This window comes from Faecalibacter bovis (assembly GCF_017948305.1).
Taxonomy (GTDB): Bacteria; Bacteroidota; Bacteroidia; order Flavobacteriales; family Weeksellaceae; genus Empedobacter; species Empedobacter bovis.
The window spans coordinates 972241-995780 of record NZ_CP072842.1; the positions used below are offsets into that span (position 1 = coordinate 972241).

At 27.3% G+C, this 23540-nt stretch carries 22 protein-coding genes and 1 rRNA gene; all 23 read right to left on the bottom strand.

What is annotated here, in order from left to right:
- Positions 1-142: 142 nt before the first annotated feature.
- On the bottom strand, positions 143-793 hold the full coding sequence (locus J9309_RS04645) for an HAD family hydrolase (protein WP_230477378.1): 651 nt from the start codon (positions 791-793) through the stop codon (positions 143-145).
- A complete protein-coding gene (locus J9309_RS04650; protein WP_230477379.1) occupies positions 777-1793 on the bottom strand; it encodes an ATP-grasp domain-containing protein in 1017 nt (338 codons plus the stop codon). The genes J9309_RS04645 and J9309_RS04650 overlap by 17 nt, the downstream gene beginning before the upstream one ends.
- On the bottom strand, positions 1793-2902 hold the full coding sequence (locus J9309_RS04655) for a glycosyltransferase family 4 protein (protein ID WP_230477380.1): 1110 nt from the start codon (positions 2900-2902) through the stop codon (positions 1793-1795). The genes J9309_RS04650 and J9309_RS04655 overlap by 1 nt, the downstream gene beginning before the upstream one ends.
- Before the next feature lie 3 nt (positions 2903-2905).
- Positions 2906-3511 carry a sugar transferase gene (locus J9309_RS04660; protein WP_230477381.1) on the bottom strand — a complete coding sequence of 202 codons (606 nt, stop codon included), beginning with the start codon at positions 3509-3511 and terminating at the stop codon, positions 2906-2908.
- Between the two features lie 2 nt (positions 3512-3513).
- Complete coding sequence (locus J9309_RS04665) at positions 3514-4653, bottom strand: glycosyltransferase family 4 protein (RefSeq protein WP_230477382.1); 1140 nt, start codon at positions 4651-4653, stop codon at positions 3514-3516.
- Positions 4643-5614, bottom strand: coding sequence for a glycosyltransferase family 2 protein (locus tag J9309_RS04670; RefSeq protein WP_230477383.1), 972 nt, complete (start codon positions 5612-5614; stop codon positions 4643-4645). Before J9309_RS04670 ends, J9309_RS04665 begins: the two co-directional genes overlap by 11 nt.
- Positions 5601-6692, bottom strand: a complete 1092-nt coding sequence (locus J9309_RS04675) for an EpsG family protein (RefSeq protein WP_230477384.1) — start codon at positions 6690-6692, stop codon at positions 5601-5603. The genes J9309_RS04670 and J9309_RS04675 overlap by 14 nt, the downstream gene beginning before the upstream one ends.
- 1 nt (position 6693) lies before the next feature.
- Positions 6694-7800 (bottom strand): glycosyltransferase family 4 protein, encoded by a 1107-nt coding sequence (locus J9309_RS04680; RefSeq protein WP_230477385.1) that lies wholly within the window; start codon positions 7798-7800, stop codon positions 6694-6696.
- On the bottom strand, positions 7801-8868 hold the full coding sequence (locus J9309_RS04685) for a glycosyltransferase family 4 protein (protein ID WP_230477386.1): 1068 nt from the start codon (positions 8866-8868) through the stop codon (positions 7801-7803).
- The gene (locus J9309_RS04690; RefSeq protein ID WP_230477387.1) at positions 8868-9896 is read right to left on the bottom strand and encodes an acyltransferase; all 1029 of its coding nucleotides are present in this window, start codon (positions 9894-9896) and stop codon (positions 8868-8870) included. Before J9309_RS04690 ends, J9309_RS04685 begins: the two co-directional genes overlap by 1 nt.
- 143 nt (positions 9897-10039) lie before the next feature.
- Positions 10040-11086, bottom strand: a complete 1047-nt coding sequence (locus tag J9309_RS04695; RefSeq protein ID WP_230477388.1) for a hypothetical protein — start codon at positions 11084-11086, stop codon at positions 10040-10042.
- Between the two features lies 1 nt (position 11087).
- The gene (locus J9309_RS04700; protein ID WP_230477389.1) at positions 11088-11822 is read right to left on the bottom strand and encodes a hypothetical protein; all 735 of its coding nucleotides are present in this window, start codon (positions 11820-11822) and stop codon (positions 11088-11090) included.
- Positions 11801-12781 carry a glycosyltransferase family 2 protein gene (locus J9309_RS04705; RefSeq protein WP_230477390.1) on the bottom strand — a complete coding sequence of 327 codons (981 nt, stop codon included), beginning with the start codon at positions 12779-12781 and terminating at the stop codon, positions 11801-11803. Before J9309_RS04705 ends, J9309_RS04700 begins: the two co-directional genes overlap by 22 nt.
- On the bottom strand, positions 12778-13797 hold the full coding sequence (locus J9309_RS04710) for a glycosyltransferase family 2 protein (RefSeq protein WP_230477391.1): 1020 nt from the start codon (positions 13795-13797) through the stop codon (positions 12778-12780). Before J9309_RS04710 ends, J9309_RS04705 begins: the two co-directional genes overlap by 4 nt.
- On the bottom strand, positions 13798-14940 hold the full coding sequence (locus J9309_RS04715) for a polysaccharide pyruvyl transferase family protein (protein ID WP_230477392.1): 1143 nt from the start codon (positions 14938-14940) through the stop codon (positions 13798-13800).
- Between the two features lies 1 nt (position 14941).
- Positions 14942-15964: a nitroreductase family protein gene (locus J9309_RS04720; protein ID WP_230477393.1), complete on the bottom strand. Its 1023-nt coding sequence runs from the start codon at positions 15962-15964 to the stop codon at positions 14942-14944.
- Positions 15964-17520 (bottom strand): lipopolysaccharide biosynthesis protein, encoded by a 1557-nt coding sequence (locus J9309_RS04725; protein ID WP_262897283.1) that lies wholly within the window; start codon positions 17518-17520, stop codon positions 15964-15966. The genes J9309_RS04720 and J9309_RS04725 overlap by 1 nt, the downstream gene beginning before the upstream one ends.
- A 152-nt stretch (positions 17521-17672) precedes the next feature.
- Positions 17673-18839 (bottom strand): nucleotide sugar dehydrogenase, encoded by a 1167-nt coding sequence (locus J9309_RS04730; RefSeq protein WP_230477395.1) that lies wholly within the window; start codon positions 18837-18839, stop codon positions 17673-17675.
- A 19-nt stretch (positions 18840-18858) separates the two neighbouring features.
- Positions 18859-20160, bottom strand: a complete 1302-nt coding sequence (locus tag J9309_RS04735) for a nucleotide sugar dehydrogenase (protein ID WP_230477396.1) — start codon at positions 20158-20160, stop codon at positions 18859-18861.
- Between the two features lie 312 nt (positions 20161-20472).
- Positions 20473-21480: an NAD-dependent epimerase/dehydratase family protein gene (locus tag J9309_RS04740; RefSeq protein ID WP_230477397.1), complete on the bottom strand. Its 1008-nt coding sequence runs from the start codon at positions 21478-21480 to the stop codon at positions 20473-20475.
- Between the two features lie 27 nt (positions 21481-21507).
- Positions 21508-21924 carry an adenylyltransferase/cytidyltransferase family protein gene (locus J9309_RS04745; protein ID WP_230477398.1) on the bottom strand — a complete coding sequence of 139 codons (417 nt, stop codon included), beginning with the start codon at positions 21922-21924 and terminating at the stop codon, positions 21508-21510.
- Between the two features lie 105 nt (positions 21925-22029).
- A complete protein-coding gene (locus J9309_RS04750; RefSeq protein WP_230477399.1) occupies positions 22030-23022 on the bottom strand; it encodes a mannose-1-phosphate guanylyltransferase in 993 nt (330 codons plus the stop codon).
- 275 nt (positions 23023-23297) lie between these two features.
- Positions 23298-23405, bottom strand: a 5S ribosomal RNA gene (rrf, locus tag J9309_RS04755).
- Positions 23406-23540 lie beyond the last annotated feature (135 nt).

Below are 23540 nucleotides of genomic sequence, written 5' to 3' on the forward strand. Positions count from 1 at the left end.
TCACATCTTTTTGATTATCAGTTATTTATTTTTTTTTATTTAAAATAATCGATTCTTGATGAGGTTAAAATTATTAATTTTGGGGTGGATTAAATTTAATTACTTTACCAGGATTAAAAACAATTCAGGTATAAAAGATAAATTATTTAATTATTAAATCTAAAATTTCTTTAAGATTATTAATATAATTCTGTGGTAAATATTGAACTGGCAAATTATTATCCTGCTTATGGATGTTTACTCCATTATCCAATAAACAAATTGTAGTCCATCCTAATTTATTAGGAGTTATAAAATCTTTTTTAGTATTATCACCAATATAAAAAAATTCGTAAATTCCTTCTGTTACAAATGCTTTATAATTATTTTCATTTGGCTTAGTAGACCCAAATTCTTCAGAAATAATAATTTTATCAAAATAATTTTCTATTTCTAGAGCTTTTAATTTATTACGTTGAGTAATAGAATATCCATCAGTGATTAATCCTAATTTATAATTTAGAGATTTTGCTTTATTAATTATTTCTATTCCCCCTTCATTCAAAACAATATTTGGTTTATGATTTCTATATAGAAATAATAATTGATCTAAAGTTACAGAATATCTATCTGTTAAATAATTAAAAACATTTTTACCTGAATAAAAAAGAAATAACATTCTATTATAAAGTTCTTCTCGATTTATATTGTCAAGCAATATAGATATTTCATTATATGCAGATTTCAAAAAATCTATTTCATAATACAATGTATCATCTAAATCAAAAATTATAAATTTATTTAACTTGGTCATAGATTTTTATGTTTGAGACACTAGAATTTTCTTCCAAATAATTATGTACTAAAATTTCATGATCATAACGAAGCATTAATAATTTATCTTCCCAATCTTCAAAAAAAGAAATATCTTGATTTTGCATATATTCATCAATAAGAAACCTAGGATAGTTTGCTCCTGCTAAATAACTTAAGGGATAACCTCCTCCAAATCGTGGATTTATTTCTATACCTATAATTCTTTTGGAAATTGGATTAAAAAAAAATTGCATTGTCAAACAACCTATAGCACCCTGAATTTTTGAAAGACGATTATTTACATAATTCACAATTTCGTTCTTATGTGTTACTCCTTTATTTACCTCACCTGCTCTAACAAAAATTCGTTTACGAGGCACAACACATTTTAAATTTCCATTTTTATCATAATAGGTATCTACTGTATATTCATCATGATCATCATGATCAATGTACTCCATAAACATTAATTTTTCATTAGAAAAATGATATGGCGTTAATTCACTTTCTTTTCTAATAATAAAAATATCCTTACTTAAAGAGCCATCAAAAGGCTTTATAAAAAATGGAAATGTTAAATTATTTTTATCCACTTCTCTAGGAATATCAATATTATTTTCGACGAAAAATTCATTAATTATTCGTTTATCTCTACATTTCTTTATGAAGTTAAGACTTGAAACTATAGGTATTATTCCTTCTCTTAAAAATAAATCTTTGTTCTCCGCAAGAATTAATAATTCAGTGTCAATAGTTGGCACTATCAACCTTACTTCAAGCTCTTTACATATCGATATTAACTCATCAATATAACTTTTATCTGTTACTCTTTTTACTTTTCTGTAACCATCTGAAACATGGCAAGCAGGAGATAATGATGGGTTAAAATCTACAGTAAAAACTTTACCATCTTTATAGATTTTTTTAAGTTCTTTTTGAAAAGATCTTACCAAAGAAACTCTTTGTCCTGCTGATGTTATAAGTATATTATTGTTCATTATTTCAAATTAATTACTTTTTGATAAACTTCTATAGTCTTCTCTGCCATTATATCAGATGTAAAATTATTAAGTGCGAACTCCTTACCATTTGAGGCAACTCTTTTTCGTAGTGATTCGTCTTTAATTAAATGCTCTAAAATAGATTTTAGTTCTTCTATATTTTCATTTTTAAAGATAAATCCAGTTTCCCCATGAGAAATTTGATCATATGCACCTTCAGTATCTGATCGCACAACACAACATTTAGATAACATTGCTTCTATTACGACTAAACCAAATCCTTCCAATCTTGAAGGTAACACAAATATATCCATCATGTCATAAAAAGGTTTAGGATCTTGATAAGGAACAATACATACTTTATCAACTAAATCTGTATTATTAATTTCATTTTCGAGCCATCCTTGTTCATTTTTAGATTTGTAAGATCCTACGATTAAAACCTTTATATTAGAATTTAAGCTACCTAATTTATCTATGGCATTTAATAAAATGTCATGACCTTTACGTTTTTCAATGCTGGCAACAATTCCTATTACGATATCTGTATCTAATATGTTTAATTTTTCTTTTAAACTCTTTATCTCAGAGTTAGTAATTTTATTTTCATATCTTAATGACACACCATGAAAAACTAAATCAATATCATCTTCTTTGTATTGAAAATGGTTAATTGCATATTTTTTTGTTTCATCACTAATTGCAATAACTCTTGTAGCATTTTTATACTCAAAACGTTTAGGAAGATCTGCAACATGAACTGTAGAAACAAATTTTTTTCTTAATAACCATGGTATAAAAGATAGATATGGGGATTGTGCATGTATTATATCTGGTTTCAAACAAACAATTTTATATAAAATAAATACAGTTTGAAGAATTTTCTGTAATATTCCTGATTTATTTACATTTCCATACCAAATTATATTTGCGCCAGAATCTGCAAATCTTTCCTCTAAATATTTTAATCCATCATTATAATATTCTGATTTTCCAATAAAAACTGTTACAGTATGACCCTTTTTAACAAAAGATTCAGTTAAATCTAAAGTATTTGTAGTTAATCCTGTCTCATTTATTTTCGTCAATAATTTTACAATATGCATTTACTAATTTTTTCCATTAAACATTTCCATTGTTGCTTGTCCTTCCTGATTAATATCTTCTCTAAAAAATACTTTTTTAAGAGTCGTTAAAAACACTTTTATATCTGTAGCAAAAGAAATATGATCTACATACCAAACATCCAATTCAAACTTCTTTTGCCATGATATCGTATTACGTCCATTTACTTGTGCCCATCCCGTAATGCCAGGGCGTACCAAATGGCGTTTTTTTTGCACCTCATTATACAAAGGTAGATAGTGAGGCAACAATGGACGAGGTCCTATAAGAGACATATCTCCTTTTAAGACATTAATCAATTGAGGTATTTCATCCAAAGAAGTTTTGCGCACAAAAGCTCCAATAGGTGTTAAACGTTCGGCATCTGATAATAAATTTCCTTGGGCATCTTTCTTATCATTCATCGTTTTAAACTTAATAATATGAAAGATTTTTTCGTTTAATCCGGGACGTGCCTGAAAAAAGAAGGGCTTGCCTTGGTTGGCAAAATATAATCCTATAGTTACCACAAGAATTAACGGTGATAAACAGATAATCCCAATCAAGGCGATGGTAAAATCAAATAAGCGTTTTAGATAGTGTTGGTACATTGTTAGTTTAATAATGATTTGTAATATGATAAGGCCTCAGATAAAACATCTTTATGATTAAATTTTTGAATAACGTTATTTATACAAAATTCTTTCATTTTACTTAAATCAGATTTAATGTGGTATACCTCAACCATTTTTTGAAGTAAAGCCTCCTTATCTTTTGACGGAATTAAAAAGCCATTTTTACCTTCTATTACTATTTCATTATAACCTGTAATATGTGAAGCAATCACTGGAACACCCATCAAATTAGCTTCTAATAATGATAACCCAAAACCTTCACGGTAAGAAGGAGAAACTAAAACATCCATGATAGACAAATACTTTTTTACATCTTTCTGAAATCCAACTTCAATAATATGAATATTATCTTTAATCAATTGTTTTGTTTCATTTGAGAGTGGATCTAATTCATCTTCATATCGACCAACTAGTATTAATTTGATGTTTTCAAACTTAAAACTTAATTCATTAAAGCAAGCTATCAACTCATTAATACCTTTATCACCTACAATCCTACCTACAAACCCAAATACAAATTCATTTTGAGCAATATTCAATTCAGATTTGATTTCTTCAATAGCGTATTCTGAATGAATAAATAAATCTATATCAATTCCATTGGCACTTCCATTATGTATTACATCAATATTTTTAGAAGTAATTTCTTGTTGAGCGATTTCTTTTACACCATGACTCACTGCTATTATACGAGTAGCACAAAAACAAGCTATTTTCTCCATATTAATTAAAATATGACGCTTCATTCCAGATGCACCCTGATATCTAAACCCATGTATATAATAAATACGATTAGGTACTTTTGTTATATAAGCCGCTAACAATCCTACCAAAGAAGCTTTTGGGGTATTACAATGTAATACATAAGGTTTCTCACGATAAAATAAGAAAATTAGATTTAATAAACTTTTAAGGTCATTGAGAAAAGATATCTCTCGTTTCATTTCTATCCCTGTATAATTTACTCCTTCTCTTTGAGCAATTTCTTCTAATTGTGAGGAAGGTGAGGAAATCAAAGTTACATTATATATATTATGTAATTCTTTGATCTGCTTCGTAAAGAAATTTAAAGACATCGAAACTGTTGTCATTAAAATGAATTTGTTTTTAGTCTCCATATTTTAAATTTAAAAAAAAGACTATAATTGATAAACCTAATGGAAAGTTAAGAAGTTTTCTAAAACGTTCTTTATTTATATTTTTCAATTTTACATTAGTTCTGTATAAATCATTCTTCTTTAATTCATTTATTTTTTCATTTAAAAATATATTTCCTAAATTATTTTTTAGAGAATGATAGATAATATCCACTGTTAACCATGTTAGTCTTTCTTCTATAAAAGTGGAATTGGATATATTATTATTTTCTTTAAAGGTATTAATGGAATGAGCTACAATAATCATATCATTAACTAGTTTTAGTTTCCTAATTTTATCATTATTTCTAGTTATAGAATTTGGCATTTGTACAAAATGTTGTATGATACTATTATAGCTTTTTAAACATTTTGTTAAAATAAATGCTCGTGTATTAAATTCAAAATCTTCTATATATATATGCTCTTTAAAAAATAGATTATTAGCTTTTAAAAAACGATTAGAATATAATTTATTACATGCTGAAAACATAGAAGGGTTATTTTTTGCATATAAAATTCCATCTATACATTCTTTTACATTATTCGCATTAAATTCTGAAATTATATTTTGACTCTCATTTACATTTCTAGAAGAGAATTCTATAATATCGGCATGTTCTTCTTCTAAAAATTTGTAATCCTGTTTAATTAATATATCATCTGCATCTAAAAAGAGTATATATTTTCCTATCGCATTTTTAATTCCTAAATTCCTTGCTCCACCTAATCCTTTATTTTCTTGTGATAAAATTTTTATATTTGGTTTAACTGCTTTTAATTGACCTGCAAGCTCTAAAGAATTATCTGGTGAACCATCATTAATCATTAAGATTTCATAATCAATATTTTCAATATTGATGTTTTTTATACATTTCTCTAAATACTGAGAAACATTGTACATAGGTATTATTATGGTTAATAACATTTTATTTAATAACATTCATAAAAAAAGTAAAGCCAAAATAGGCTAACATAATATAGATTAGTATTTTTTGATGATTCTTCCCAAAAAGATATTGTTTTAATAAAGGATAAACAATGACTAGTGCCATCATAAACCATGATAAATAGGCAAAACGGTTTGAAAAATTGGCTTTAATCACTAATATCCAAAATGCATTGGCTATAATGTATGTACAATAAATCAAAGTATACCGTTGATCTTCAAACTTTTTCTTAAAAATATAATACCATCCAGCAAATACAGCGGAAGCACTATACAAAACGAAATCCCAACGAAATCCAGTTGAACTAAAATTATCATTATTTTTATTTCCTGCTGTTAAATAAGAAGTACGGTTGTCTTCAATTAATCCTGCAAAAAAAGATTGTAACATATCTCCTCCTAACAATGAAATAGGTATACAAGCCAACCATCCATAGAGAATATATTTTGGGTTTCTATAAAAGGTGGCTATTACAAATGCTATAGATGGTACAAGCATTGAACTATGAAAATTATAGGCTAATAGCATAATAATAAGTTGTATCCATTTTTTATTCGTCGCAAAAACCAATAAAAAAATAGAGGTGGCTATACCATTACGAATTCCATTAGTTCCATAGGCCCAAAAAGAAAATGAACCAATAAACAGTACAAATGCATAAAATGCACCTTTTTTAAAGTTAACTTTTGAAACTACATATAATGGCACAATATACATTGTTGCTAATAGAAAAAAATAATAATTAGCCGACATGATACTTGAACAATAATAAGTAAAATATTGGAATAAAATATCTTTATCATTTATTGCAGATAATCCCTCTATTTTATATCTATTGAAAATTAAATTATAAGTTCCCATATCTAAAAAATATTTACCCGAAATAGGCCTAAATCCAATATACAGTAATGTAAAAACAAATAATAAATAGAATAATATATTAACAGTAGTTAAATTAGCTTTATCTAATAAACTATACTTTTTTGAATAAATCAAGATTAAAATAAATACAAATAATAAGATAAAATTGTATATATCGCCATAATATTCTAAAGGTACCCAATCAAACATTTTATAAATTTAATAGGTTATTCCATTGTTGCATAACTGATGCAGTAGAAAAACGGTTTATATTTTGTCTTCCTTTCAAAGACATATTTTGTAACTGCAATGAATTTTGAATTAATTCAACTATACCATTGGCAAGATCCAAAGGATTTTGATTTTGCACCAATAACCCATCTTCTCCATGAATCAAGATATTTCGTGGTCCATTGGGACAATCATACGATACTACCGGTAAACCAACATTCAATGCTTCTAATAAAACAGTAGGAAAACATTCGGTCACTGATGTTAGCGCATAGATGTTATAATGGGTCATTACTTCTGGTATATTACTCACTGATCCTTTAAATATGATAACCTCATCCAATTGATAATTTTTAATAAGCATTTCCAAATCCTGCTGAGTACTCCCATAATTATCTCCATAAATATGCAATTGCCAATCAGGTGCATGTTGATAGACAATTTTCCATGCTTCAATCAACTGATCAAATCCCTTAACTGCTGCTATTCGGCCTGCTGCCATTACTTGTTTATTTTGCAAATGAGCATATAAAGGTGTTGGATCAATTGGATTAGGAATTACAACAGCATTATTGGTTTCAACATAATATGCTTCATCTTTATTTAAGACAACTATATGGTTGTATTGAGATTCAATCCAATCTGTTAATTTAAACTTTAATTTTCCTAAAAAAGAAGAATACTGACGCTGATGAGGTTCTAAATATCTTGAACTATGTCGTTCTTTAATAAGTTTTGAATCACCTTTTATAAAAGGCAACCAATAATGATCAAAATTAAAGTTTGGTGAAATAATCACATCTGGTTGTAATTTTCTAAATAATGCTTTTTGCTTTTTAAAATGCAGAAATGCTTTCTTTATATTTTCTTTAGAAAAATAGGATTGGCTTCGATTATAATTAACACCTAAGTCAATCAATTGTACACGTGAATCTAGCGTATAACAAGGCACTTTTTCTTGTTGCTCAGTAGTCACAATAAAAACCTCAACATTTGGTAAAGTCACCCAATAATTAACTTTCGTCGCCATTACTTTTTCGATACCACCATGCAAATAGATTTGATCGGTATTAAAAACTATTTTCATCTATAAAGATTTAAATAAATTATCCCATTGTTGGGCAATGCTTTCAAGAGAAAAACGTGTTGCACTTCGTTGAGCAATCGTTCCCATCTCTATACGTAATTTTTCATTTCCAATTAATTCGATTATTGCTTGTTGAAAAGCTTTGCTATTTTGATCTTGTACCAAAAAACCATCTACCTTATTTGTGATAATATCTCGTGGCCCAGCAGGGCAATCAAAACTAATACAGGGCACTCCGCAAGCCATTGCTTCTATTAATACCATTCCAAAACCTTCTGATCGTGACGGTAAAACCATCAAAGAAGAAGTCTCAAATTTTTCTTGAATGGGATTATAGGGTGCGTGAAACTTTACATTTGATAATCCCAAATCATTAGCGAGTTTTAAATAAGTTGTATTCGCATCAATCTTACCATAAATATCAAGTTGCCAATCAGGAAATTTATTCTCAATATTTTTCCAAATAGCTAAAAGTGTATCATATCCTTTATTATAAGAATGTGTACCTACTGCAATGATCCTCTTTTGATCCAAGGGATTTTTTTGATCTGAACGAAAGCTTAAAGGATTTGGAATAACTTTAATATTATTTCCCTTCCATTCTTTTACATTAGATTTTGTTAATACAACAAAAGCATCAAAAGAAACAGAAAATTTCCTCATAAACCTAACCTGTAATTTTCCTAACAATCCTTTTTGACGATTTAACTCCAGAGATGCATGGCGTTCATAAATCCACTTGGCATTCGTTTGGATTATCCTTGGCAGAAAAAATCCTTTTAATCCATCATCACATACTGAGATTACATCAGGCTGTATGACATTAACAGCATCTTGAATACCTTTTTTGTAAGACTCAATATATTGGAGTGTACTGCTAGATATTTCAATCGAAATAAATTTAATCTTAGGACTAAACTCATAAAATGGATTGAGATGAGCATCATTTAAAACTAAGATAGTTACATCATAATTGTAATATTCAGCTAAATAAGAGGCCTTTACTGAAAGTACTCTTTCTAATCCACCAGCTCCATTGATACCATTGGTTACGTAAAGTAGTTTCATTAGACTCCTATAATATATTTGCTGTAAGGCATTAGACTTAAAATTTTCACAATTAAAAAAGAACAAATTAATGATATAATCGCAATTATGGGGGTTTCAATAATTGGATGAGGCAAACGATGATTTTCCAATACTTTCCAAATGATATCCCTCACGACAATTATATGTATCAAATATATACCAAAAGAATATTTTGCGATATTATTGAATAGTTTTTCAAGTAAAGTATTTAATTGAATATTTTGAAAAAATGTAAAGATAATGGTTACTAAAAATGCACTGCTTAACGAAAGATTTTCCCTCACCATATCTAACGCTTCTCTATTAAATATATAACCATAGAAATAAGGTAGTAAAGCCCCTATAAAAAGTGGAAAAAGCTTATAAAATAAAGCAAATTTACTTTTTACATGAATAGGAAATTTTCTTAAATATACACCTAAAAACAAATAGCCTACAAATCCTCCTAAATAACTTGTGATAAAATAGTAGCTCCCAGTAATAGAGTAGATTTCTTTATTAAATATAAGATTAGTATAGGGTAATATCAATGTTAATATCCAAAGCGAAATTATAAACCTAAGTTCTCCTTTATTAGCTTTTTGTAACCAAGGGGATAAAATAGGAATAATAAAATATAAGCCTATAATTACATAAATAAACCAATATACGCCCGTAACTGGTTGTATAGGTAAAAGAATTAATTTTGTAATTGTTTCTGCGAATGTAAATGAATGATTAAAATAACCAATCAATAATATTATCAAGGACCAAAATATAAATGGCCCTAATAACTTGGAAAATCTTTTTTTATAAAACTCGAACATTCCAAGTTTAGTTGGAGCTAATAAACTTGATGATAAAGTAACAAATAATTCTGAACTTGGAGATGAAATAAATGAAAAGAGCATCATAAATAATCCAAACGCAGGATTTAAAGCTGGCATTGCTGAGTGGGTTAATATAACTAAGAAGCAAGCTACTGCTCTCAAATTATTAAAATATTGAATATTTTTAGAGTAGTTCATTTTAAAATTGGTTGTATTCTTTAAAAAGAATATTTTAGACTTAATAATTTAGGAAATGCAAACACAGCATCATTAAAATGGCTATTGCTTTTAAATGACCAGATTGTTTTAAAGAAATACACATAATGCGTTAAATAAGAAATTTAGTTTAAAATTTTATTAATTAAACTAGCAATCAACACTTTAAAATTAATCCAGTGCACATTTTTAAAAATTGTAAATTGCTCACTTAGAGTATCCTTTAAACGACCTAATCCTTTATTATAATCTTTAACTTTTTCAGTTAAAATAAGATTGGCTATATCTATGGTTTCTTTATGATTATCTGTTATATGAATAGAATGTTTACCAAAATTAAAAATATCTCTAATTTCATCTTTTAATGCTAATACATTATTTAGATTATCAGCCTGAAAGAAAACAAATTTCACTAAACTATTCTTGGCGTAACAAAATGTGGCTTTATTTCTAGCACCTGCAAAATTATTATCTACATTGCCAACCCAATCTTGTTCTTTATAAATTTCATAAATAAACATCGACAAATCATTCAGTGACATTGTCATTTCTTTAGTATATAAAATTTTATATTTTTTTTCTAATAAATCTATAGCTAATGATCTTTTCTTATAATTACCCATTTTAGGCCATAGACAAGCCACATATATATTATCTTTATTAAATAATGCCTCTAAAGCTATTTTATCCAAAATGTCATTAGACAATCCCCTTTTTCTAAAATATTGATAGTTGAAAATAGCTTTACTTGTAACATTCGGAAAACGTATCACATCAACAGATTTATTATAATAAGCTAATGCCGAAACACGATGTGCACCATCTAGAATTATCCCATTTTTATCAATTGGAATTAAAGATATATTTGGATCAAAACTATTACTCTTTAATTTATCAATTAGTTCATCAAACGTATTAATAAAATCATCTAATCCATTTTTGTCATCACGTCCAGGTTCTTTTAAATCCGGATTAAATGCTTTAATATGTTCAGAATATATGGAGATGGCTAAATCGTTATTTAATTCCTTATTTCTTATGTACCCTATTTTTGCAAATAGATCAAATCTATTACAATCCAATAATGTATCAGCTTTAACATTCTCTACTATATATTCCTCATTATTGAGATTATAAATATCTATAGTATGTTTTTGTAATAAATGAAGCATTTTAACTTTTGAAGATTTTATGTTTAATTTTAACTAGGAATTCAATACTCTCTACTCGTAACTCAAATTTTTTATGTTCAATCCACCTCCTTAAATCAAATTTTAATAATGATTTATTTTGAATATGTTTTGTATATAGTGGCACATAAAAATCATTTGGATAGAAATAATTATAATTATTTTTTATCATGAATTGCTCCAATAAATGTACAAATGATTTAGAATCCCATATTTCTAATTGAATGCCTTGATTCAAAGCCATCTCTCTTAATCTAATTCTATATTCTTCAGACAAATATTTTTTTTGAAATATTGCATGATATATTAATGAATAAAGATGATTAATAGGGTCCATTACAAAGAAGCCTTTATAATATATACGTGAATTTAAAATATCATTCTGCCATTTTTTGCAATAATAATTATCACCAATATATCTAGCATCTATACTAACTTTTATGTTTTTAATATAAATATGATAATGAACCTTATCAAAAATTCCTTTTTTAATATGAAATTGATCTGGATATATTTTAAGAAATTTCTCTAATAAATTTGAATTTTCACATAATATATCTACATCGCCATGTCCATCCATAAACATCTCATCTGTTAATATATTTTGATAGTTTCGTAAAACAACATATTTGATATTACATGAATTCAATATCTCAAATACTTCTTTCATAGAAGAATATGAATATTTTATTTCACTCATTTTTGAATTTTTTCCCATTTCGATTGGTTCGTAAGTCTATTTACTATCTTTTGTAAAAACAAAGCGATATTTCTGAAAATATAATTTTTATGAATAAAAAAATCTAACCAATATGTTTGATCTAAATTCCAATATTTAACTTTTTCTTCAATACTTCTTTTAAATTTTATTTGATCCTCTTGCTTTAAACTATTAACAAGCAGATTAATATTTAGTATCTTATTTTTAAAAATAGATTTAGCTTTTTCAGATAAAAATGGGAAATGTTTTTCAATCAATAATAATCTATGATGCTCAGCATTTAATTGATCTAAATTACGAATGGAGAATTGTCCTGAAATACCTGTATTCCTCTGCAAGTAATATAAGATTGGTTCTTTATACGTAACATACTTATTCGAATTTTGAATAATCTTCGTTTGCCATAAGGTATCTTCAAAATATTCTCCAACAGGAAATAATAATTCTTTAGCAATTGATGCTTTTATTAATTTACCCCAAGCAAAATTCATAATTAATTGATGATCTAATAATGCATTCATTGCATCATTACGATCAAAAATCAAAAGTTCTTGTTTTTGATGATTATTTAAGAGAAGATAATCAGGATAATCATAATAAAAATTACCTTGTACAACATCGGCATTATTATTTATAGCTATATTAACTAACTTTTCAATTGCATCATTTGTTAAGAAATCATCTGAATCCAAATAGAAAATATAGTCACCTTTTGCTACGTGTAATCCCGTATTACGAGCAGCTGAAAGTCCTGCATTCTCTTGATGAATTATTCTAAATCTATTATCTTCTTTAATAACCGATTCAACAATTTTTAAAGAATTATCTGTTGAACCATCATTTACTATTATAACCTCTATATTATTATACGTTTGATTGGCAACAGATCTTATAGATTTTTCAATAAACTCTTCAACATTATAAAATGGAATTATTAAAGAAACGAGAACTTTCATTTGTTTTTACTTAATAAATAATAAAACTTTAGAAATAATACGGTAATTAATGGCTGATTTAAATACATTAATTTTTGAACTATTCTCTTTATAATCCAATTATCATACACTAAATATTCTGATTTACTTCTAAAATCAATTATTTCCTTTTTATTTAATAATTTCTTAACGGCTATATATTCATCTGTAATGTTTCTAGTCTTTCTAGGCTTACATTCGTGAAACACCACTTTTGTTGCTTCATAGAAATAGTAATATAGTTTTTCTCCCTCTTCAATATTCCTATATCTAGAAATAATATTAAACAACTCATCTCTTTTTAATTTAATATCGTCATAAAATGTTGAAGAATACTTGGAGGTTGCTCTATCCATATCAATTTGATTATAATTGTAATCGTAATTATTAAGACAATAAATTGAAGTACAAGCTAATGCATATTCTAAGACAAAAATTAAATCTTCTCCTCTTTTTAAATAATTTTTAAAACTTAAATTATTCTCCTTTATTATTTTGTTTTTGTAGAATTTGCCCCAACTATAGCCAATTAAAATGCACTGATCCTTATCATAAATATGATTAAGATTAATTCCAGAGTTTTCTCTTATATTTTTTTTGCTAAAAGGTACATTTTTAATCCTTTGATTAGAAAGTATATTATTGTAATTAGAAACAATCAAATCATAACCCTCCTGCAAATATTTTACTTTAAAGCTAAAATAATGTGTATCTACCCAGTCATCTGAATCAATAAATGTTATATATTCACCTATTGCTTGACTTAAACCTAAATTTCTGGCTGAACTAACACCCGAATTTTTTTGATGAAATACTTTTATATTTGAGTATTGCTTTTCATACTCTTTGCAAATAGCTAAAGAATTATCTGTTGAACCATCATCAATTAAAAGAATTTCATTAGAAACTTCATCAATCTGAGCATTGATAATCGAATCTAAACATCTTGTCAGATATTTTTCTGCATTATAGACTGGTATAATTGTAGAGATTAGCATTTATAATTCTTTTAATAAAAGTTCTAAAGATTTCAATTTCAATTTTTGAATTTTTGAATTAACTTCTTCAAAATTTATAGATTTGCTTAAGATATTATCAATTTCTTTTTCTGAAAAATTATAGATTAAACGATCTAACAATCCTAATTCAGATAATAAAGATTCAAAGCGTGAAGCACCTCTTTCCTTATTAACAATTGCGATAAAAGGTTTATTAAAAATAATTGAAAATACAGTCCCATGAAATGAATCTGTAATTACAAAATCAGCACTATAAAAACCATTTAACCATTCTTCCATTGGTGGATATTTATAATCATCAATGTTTTTAGATATTGGATTAGTAATAGCACATTTTGGTTGACAAAAGAATGATGTTAGACCTAAATCATTTTCTATTTTATTGATAATAATATTCTTTTCTTCATTTCGATCTAATACATAAGTGTAAATTCCTTTGTAATTTATATTAATAGTTTTACTGCTAATTAAATTAATATATTCTTGTTTATCAATTAATAAAGTTGGATCTATAACAAATTGTGCATTTCTACTAAAATGATCTTTAACTAAATTAATAGCAGATTTCTCACGGACTGTTATTAAATCAAATTGTTTTACTAATTTTTTACACGATACTGTTTGTTCGTTTGTGAATTCCCATTTATCTGTACCGAAAGAAGCTGCATAACTAATTTTCTTTATATTTTGATTATCTTCTAAAAAATCAAAAAAATAATTATATATATTAGGTGAATACATTGGTCTCCAAACCTGGTCGCTTCCAACGATTACAGCATCATATTTATTTTGTTCAAAATGTTTTTTTAAATCAATTGTACTTCTAATTTTCTTAGTTCTGTTAATATTGTTATCAATAAAATAAGAACTGTTAGAAAATATATTTTTTTTATTTTTATAGGAAATTATAAATTGTTTGTTTCCTTTAAAAATATTAATTAATTTTCTTTTTATAAGATTAAGCGTTAATTTAAATTTAGAGTATTCTTTATAATCCCTATCTACAGTAGTTACATTAAATCCATTTTCTTTTAATACTTTTTGTAGTGCAAAATTCTGTATAATTCCCCCATAATTTGATTTAAGGGGTTGTGTCAATATTGCTATTTTTTTTTGTGGCATTTTAAAGTTTTTGAAAATTTTCAGTAATAGGTCTTCTCTTTGATAAAGTTGTTCTGAATTTATCCTTTAATTCACCGATTGGAATCAAGCAAATAATTTTTTCTGATTCAGGAATACTAATAACCTTATCAAGTTTTTTTTCTTCGTCTATTTTCTTTCCCCAATTAGCTGGACAATTACCAATTTTGTAATAATGTAAAGCATATAATAAGTTCATTAAGTAAATTCCACCATCAATGTAAAATTGATTTCTTTCCCCTACAGTGTAATAGAATTTTCTATCATTCGTAAGAATTAATAGCTGATTCACATTTTTTGTATATCCTGTAAATCCACCTTGAATATTTAAAATTTCATCAATTTTCTTTTTATCTTCTATTAGATAAACATTAGATGCTTGTCTATTACAAACAGATGGGGCAGTGTTTGCTAAAGTAATAGCTTTTTGAATTAAATCAATTTGAATTAATTCTCCTGTAAATTCTCTTACACTCTTACGAGAATATGCAAATTTGAAAAAATCTTGTGATGTAAATTCATAGAATTTTTCCTTATCCCAATTAATGACTCCATTAAAATCATCAGAATACTCAGTTTTTAATACAGATTTATATTTTTCATATTGCTTTTGTGAAAATATATGTTCGATATTGTAACCTTCATTTTTATGCATTTCATAATACTTACATATCACTTGATATCCAACTTTAATCTGACTTCTGTTTATATTTTTTATTATTTCAGGGTCATTCAATAATTTGTGTAAATTTTTAATTCTATTAGTAGCAAAGCCTTTTTTCGTATCTTTAAATAGCATTCCTTTTTCTATAGAATGATAGTTTAAGATTAAATCGGCTTCTTTATTCAATAAATCCTGTTTAGAAAAAACTATAGAATAATTTTTGTATAATTTATAATCAACTATAAAATTTTTAATCAAAGAATATTGTTTATATAATTTTGATGCTTTATAATTGATTAGAGGTAAATAAATAGGTCTTAGAATTTGCTTTAATTTTTCCATTACATTTTAAATAGTTTATTTTTTAAAATATCTACTAAATATTTTCTTTCTAGTTTGTCCATTCCTATTATTAAAATTATAAACAAAACTATAATTGAAATAATTATACAGTTAATTAATAATTGCATAAATGGTGAAGTATTAAATTTAAATTCAAAACTTAAAATAATTATTCCAGATATTAGAGTAACAAATATTATTGGAAGTAGAACTTTTTTAAAAAAATCTAATATTTTTAGAGCTATCATATTTTTTAAAAATATAATTCTAAAAATTAGTGCTATTATTGAATTCCCAATCAATACATAATATCCAATATTTGGATCAAGTTTGATCTTTAATAAACCCCAGGTAATTGGTAATGTTAAAAATATAAAGCTTCCTATTATTATTTGATACCATTTAATTCGTCCAGTTGCTTGTGCACCAATCATTAATGGATTTGATATCGTCTCTATTAATGAGTAAATTAACGCCAACTTAATAAATTCAATTGCATAAGGTGGAACTTCACCTAACCATAAATACATCACATAATCAACATTATATAAAAATGGAACGATCAAAATAAACATAGCAAAAAATGAATACTTAGAGCTTTTAAAAATTAAATTTAGAGCTGTATCTACTTCACCTTTTGCATAGTTTTTTGTAATCTGAGGATTTAGAGCTGTTTGAAAATTACCAACAAATGAACCAATAATTCCTTGTACCATTACTGTTAAGCTATATGCTGCATTGGCTACTGGACCAAAAAATAGATTTAATAAAATATTACTTCCTTGCGATCTAGCAATCGCCGCTATATTACCAAATAAACTCCATCCTGAATAACTTAGTAATTCTTTATAAAACGCTTTATCGTAGTAAAATTTATAAACCGATTCTTTAAAATTTTTTTTACAATATATTTTATACAACATTCGAATAATGAATGAAACGGTAAAAGTAAGTACTGCATATAAAATCAATTTATCTTGTCCGAATTTTACTAATATTAAAACAATTATTAATTTTAGAATCGCCTCCAATATACTTATATAAGCATAAACATTCATATGCTCTCGTGCGATCAATAATGCATTATATGGCACTTGTAAAACGCCAAGTACAAATGTTAATATTGAAAACTGATATACCCAATTAGCTGCATTAAGACGATCTGTTGGAATATTTAATTGATAATTCACAAACCATAATCCGATAGTCTCCGCTAAAATGAAAATAATTCCTGCAATAAGAATATGAATATTTAGCGTTGCATTGAATGTTTGTTGTAATTTAATAGAATCACCCTTACCTATATCAAACGATAAATACCTTTGTGTAGCCGAAGACATTGCTGAATTAAGAAAGGAGAACATCGTTACTATTCCACCTACTAATCCGTAAATTCCATAATCTTCGACACCTAATGTTTGTAAAACTATGCGAGAGGTGTATAAACCTACTCCCATCGTAAGAAACATACGAAAATATAGGAACAATGCGTTTTTAGCTATTTTTTTGTTCGATGACACATTATCTGATTTTGTAGAGTCCCCAAAAGTAACCATTTCATTTTGGATAAGAAATGATTAGCTGTATTTTTAACGTGATGTTGATATGATTTATTAAAACATACTTATTTATGAGGACTGAGTGATGTAAAATAAAAAAATCTGAGCAGTAAACTGCTCAGATTTTATATTATAATATCTTTTATTTTTTAATCTTGTCCGTATAAATCACGTGTGTAGACTTTAGCTTCAACATCTGCTAAATCATCCGTTTTACGATTTGAGATGATTACATCTGCTTCTTGTTTAAAGGCATCTAAATCTTTAATGACACGAGAACCAAAGAAATTATCTTCTTCCATTACTGGTTCGTAAACAATCACTTCAATTCCTTTTGCTTTAATTCGTTTCATAATTCCTTGAATTGCAGAAGCGCGGAAATTATCTGAACCTGCTTTCATTATTAATCGATAAATTCCAACCACTTTTGGTTGCTTTGCAATAATAGAATCTGCAATAAAATCTTTTCTTGTTCGATTAGAATCTACAATCGCACGAATTAAATTATTTGGAACTGAATTATAATTTGCTAATAATTGCTTAGTGTCTTTAGGCAAACAATATCCTCCATATCCAAATGATGGATTGTTATAATGCGACCCAATACGAGGATCTAAACCTACACCTTCTATAATTTGACGACTGTCTAAATTAAATGTTTCAGCATAACTGTCTAACTCGTTAAAATAAGAGACACGCATTGCTAAATAAGTATTAGAAAACAACTTGATTGCTTCGGCTTCTGTAGAATTTGTAAATAACACAGGTACATCTTTTTTGATGGCACCTTCTTTTAGTAATTCTGCAAATTTTTCGGCTCTTTCACTTTGTTCACCCACAATGATACGAGATGGATATAGGTTATCGTATAACGCTTTACCTTCTCTTAAAAACTCAGGTGAAAAAATTAAATTATCATAACCGTATTCTTCAATCATTTGTTTTGTAAATCCTACTGGAACTGTTGATTTAACAATACAAACGGCATTTGGATTATATTCTTTAACCTCTTTCAAAACTATTTCGACACTTTTAGTATTAAAATAGTTTGTTTCCGTATCGTAATCCGTTGGCGTTGCAATTACTATAAATTCGGCTCCTTCGTATGCTTCTTTTTTATCTAAAGTTGCTCTGAAATTCAAATCTTTATTGTTTAAAAAATCTGTAATTTCTTTGTCCTCGATAGGAGAAATTTTATTATTAAGTAATTCAATTTTTTCAGGAACAATGTCTAATGCTACTACCTCATGATTCTGAGCTAATAACATGGCGTTTGACAAACCGACATATCCTGTACCGACAATAGTTATTTTCATTATTTCTTGGTTTAAGTTTTTAAAGACGTTTATCAACTAAATCTAAAGATAAAACTCCTTTCACATCATATATTATACCATCAGATTTTAAAAATTCATTTAAATCTAACGTTAAAAATTCTTGATGAGCAACTGTTAAAACAATTGCATCAAATTTTTCATTTAATGTTTCAATATTATTTGTGAAATCTATATTATAAGCTAACTTAACTTCATCAGGATTTGCCCATGGATCATAAGTTGTAACTTTTGATCCATATTCTTTTAGACCTTCAATTACATCAATTGCTTTAGAATTTCTAATATCAGGACAATTTTCTTTAAATGTTATTCCTAAATTTAAAATTCTGGCATCTTTTATCTTAATATCATTTTTGATCATTAATTTAATGACTTGTGATGCAACAAAAGCACCCATAGAATCATTTAAACGACGAGCGGCTAATATTAATTCAGAATAGTATCCTATCTCTTGCGCTTTTTGAGCTAAATAAAATGGATCTACACCAATACAATGTCCACCCACTAAGCCTGGTTTAAAAGGTAAGAAATTCCATTTAGTTCCCGCTGCTTCTAAAACTTCATTTGTATCAATATCCATTAAAGAGAAAATTTTTGATAACTCATTAATGAATGCAATATTAATATCACGTTGAGAGTTTTCAATAACTTTTGCAGCTTCTGCAACTTTGATTGATGGTGCTAAGTGAGTTCCGGCAGTAATAACTGATTTATACAACTCATCTACAATCTTCCCTATTTCCTTCGTAGATCCCGATGTTACTTTCAAAATCTTATCAACTGTATGTTCCTTATCTCCAGGATTGATACGCTCTGGTGAATATCCTGCGTAAAAATCTTGGTTAAATTTTAATCCAGAAACTCTTTCTAAAACAGGTATACATTCTTCTTCTGTAACACCTGGATACACTGTAGATTCGTAAATAACAATATCTCCTTTAGTTAATACTTTACCAACAGTTTCTGATGATTTGTATAAAGGTGTTAAATCTGGACGATTATTTTTATCTACCGGTGTTGGAACTGTAACAATATAGATGTTCGCATCTTTGATATCATCTAAATTAGCTGAACAAAATAACCCGTTTTGATTTGTAGAAATTGGATTTTGCCCAACTAAAACAGATTTTAGAATTTCTTCTTCCACCTCTAAAGTATAATCATTACCTTGATTCAATTCTTGGATACGAGATTGATTAATATCAAATCCAACAACTGGAAATTTTGTTGCAAATAATCGAGCTAAAGGTAAACCTACATAACCTAATCCGATTACAGCGATTTTATATTGAGAATTCATTTTCAATTTATCTTAGTTTAAGAGAATCTTTTTAAATTATTCCAATACTATTGAACAGCTTCTTTTAAACCTTAATCAATCGTATGGGTGGTTGATAACCTAGTCGTTATATTATCATTAGAAGCTCAAAAATGTTATATATTATCTTATTCATTATAAAAATGAATTGTTAATTTTCATCTTTTGTGCTATTAACATATTTCTCAATTTCGGATATCGATATTTTAAAATATCTATGTTTCATAGATGAAAATCAATCATAAAAGTAGATACAAATGTACGAACTCTATGATTTAAAAGTTAATTTAAACTTTATTTATTGTAATATGCCTTATACCATTGTACAAAATTTGAAACACCCTCTGCAACTGGATAATTTGGCTGATAATCGTATTCAGAGATTAAATCATCAACATCTGCCCATGTTTGATTTACATCTCCTGCTTGCATAGGCAACATTTCTAATTGTGCTTTTATACCCGTAGAACGTTCTACTTCTTGTATAAAATCCATCAATTGCACTGGTTTACTATTTCCTATGTTGTAAAGTTGGTAAAGATGATTAGATTCTTTATTAACCAATTTTGTTATTCCTTGCACGATATCGTCAATGTAAGTGAAATCACGAGATAAATCTCCATGATTAAAAACCTTTATTGGACGATTGTTACAAATGGCATCTGTAAATAAAAACATTGCCATATCTGGTCTTCCCCACGGTCCATATACCGTAAAGAAACGTAGACCAATCGTTTGTATTTTGTATAAATGACTATAAGAATGCGCCATTAATTCATTGGCTTTCTTCGTTGCTGCGTATAAACTAATTGGGTGATCTACATTTTGAGATGTTGAGAAAGGAACATCAATAGAATTACCATAAACGCTAGAACTACTTGCATACATCAACTTTGACACTTTATGTTGTCTACAACATTCTAATATATTTAAGAAACCAACTAAATTACTTTGTCCGTATGCATGTGGATTTTCAATACTGTAACGAACACCTGCCTGAGCAGCTAGATTAATAACGATATCAAAATTATATTTTTCGAATATTTTCGATAAGAAATCTAAATCTTCAAGATTAGCTCTGTAAAAAGTAAAATTTAGTGTTGAGGATTTACATTCTTGGTGAAAAACTTCGGCAGAAGTTCTTTCAACACCAAGTTCGTTTAATCTTCCATATTTTAAGTTTACATCATAATAATCATTAATATTATCGTAGCCTATTACATGATGTCCTTTTTTACATAAAATTTTACTCAAATGCATACCAATAAATCCGGCTGCACCTGTAATTAAAATGGTTTTCATAGTTCTATTAGGAGAGGTATAATTTACTTATTTTTTTTCGTTGCTTGCTACAACTTTGCGTAACGAAGAACTAGAAAATCTATGACTTCTTTTGTTATAGTAGATTTCAATTTTATTATCTAAACAAAATTGTTTCCCTGTAAAATCAGTATCACGATATTCTTCACCAATTATACGAATATCAATCGGTACTGCGCGTAAAATATCGTCTAAATCTTGTTCTGTTGTGTATGGAATTATTTCATCAACATATTTACAACCTTGTAATTGAATATAACGTTCAACTACCGATTGAGTTGGCTGATTTTTATTAGGATCAATTTCTGACGGATCAGTATTTAAACCTACAATTAGATGATCACATTTTCTTTTAGCCTCTTCTAGCATCATTATGTGACCTGCGTGCAATAAATCAAACACGCCAAATGTAATTCCAACTTTCATAAATTAATATTAATTAGTATCGTATAACAAAAATAAAACAAGATGGAGTTAAAACAACATTTATTTATAAAAAAGAAATAGGAGATATTGCTATCTCCTAATATATTAAACCAAATCTGGTCTTTTCTTTTCTAAATAATTGTAAACATTCTTCACTTCTTGTGAATCTTCTTTCTGTAGAATTAAATTTGCAGTAGGAGTTGAAACGAAAATACAATTGGATAATCCAACAAATGCTGTATAAACATCACTTCCAATAATCATGTTACCATTTCTATCAACTGGATGTCCACAAGAATGTAAATAATCATATAATGCTTCAAAAGAACCTAAATCATCCCAAGAAAATTTAGCAGGAACAACCTTTATTTTCTTACTTCTCTCCATCACAGCATAATCTATACTATTTGCTGGTATTTCTAGAGACAATTTTTCATCCAAATAACCATCAATATTCGCATTCCATGCAATAACAGATTTTTCATAAATTTCAGGCTCAAAATCCTTCAATTCTTCTAACAAAACACCTGCCTTGAAACAGAACATTCCACTATTCCATAAAAAATTTCCTCTCTCTATAAAATCTTGAGCTGTGATATGATTCGGTTTTTCTCTAAAAGAAATTACAGTATCACCTTTATGCTCTATGTAACCGTAACCAGTTTCAGGATGTGTTGGCTCAACACCAAAAGTTACAATATAATCTGATTTTGCTAAATCAATAGCTCTATTAATTGCATCTTCATAATCATCCATACGCTGGATTAGATGATCTGATGGAGTAATAATTAAAATATCATCTTTATCAACTGCTAAAGCTGCAAAAGCAATAGCTGCTGCTGTATTTCTTGGTAAAGCTTCAGTAATTTTTATGCATGAACTATTCAATTTATCCAATATTTTTTGAGATAAATCTTCATTATCCTTATTTCCAATTACCATCAAATCTGTAGTAATTTTCTGATTTCTTTTAATCGTTAATTCAAACAATGACTTATCGTTAAAAATCTCTAAATATTGTTTTGGATGACTTTTACGCGACATTGGCCACAAACGACTACCTACACCTCCAGATAATACTACATTATATATTTTCATATTCCCACTCTCTAAACGAACGTGCAAAATTAATATAAAATATTATATTATTATAATAAACGATTAAATTTTAAGTATTTGAGAATCGAAAACTTATTAATAACTAAGCAATTATAGATATTGATAGTATAAAACTTAGATTATTCTTAAACTATTACATTTCATTTCGTGTAGAAATATAATCATTCAAGTTACTTCTTTGAAGCTAATGATTTACGTAAAGTATAAACACAAAAAATCCCCAACCAACTAAATGATTGAGGATTCTTTTTAAAAACTGGCGGCGACCTACTCTCCCGCAATAGCAGTACCATCGGCGCTGAAAGGCTTAACTTCTCTGTTCGGAATGGGAAGAGGTGAGCCCTTTCGCTATAACCACCCTAATTTCTTAGATATTTTTAATTAGGTTTAATTCCTAATATATTATCAACATTATTAGATACTTGAATACAAGTGTTTGTTTTATTTATTTTGATACAATCCAGTACACAATTCAAATAAGATTAACTAACCTTCTC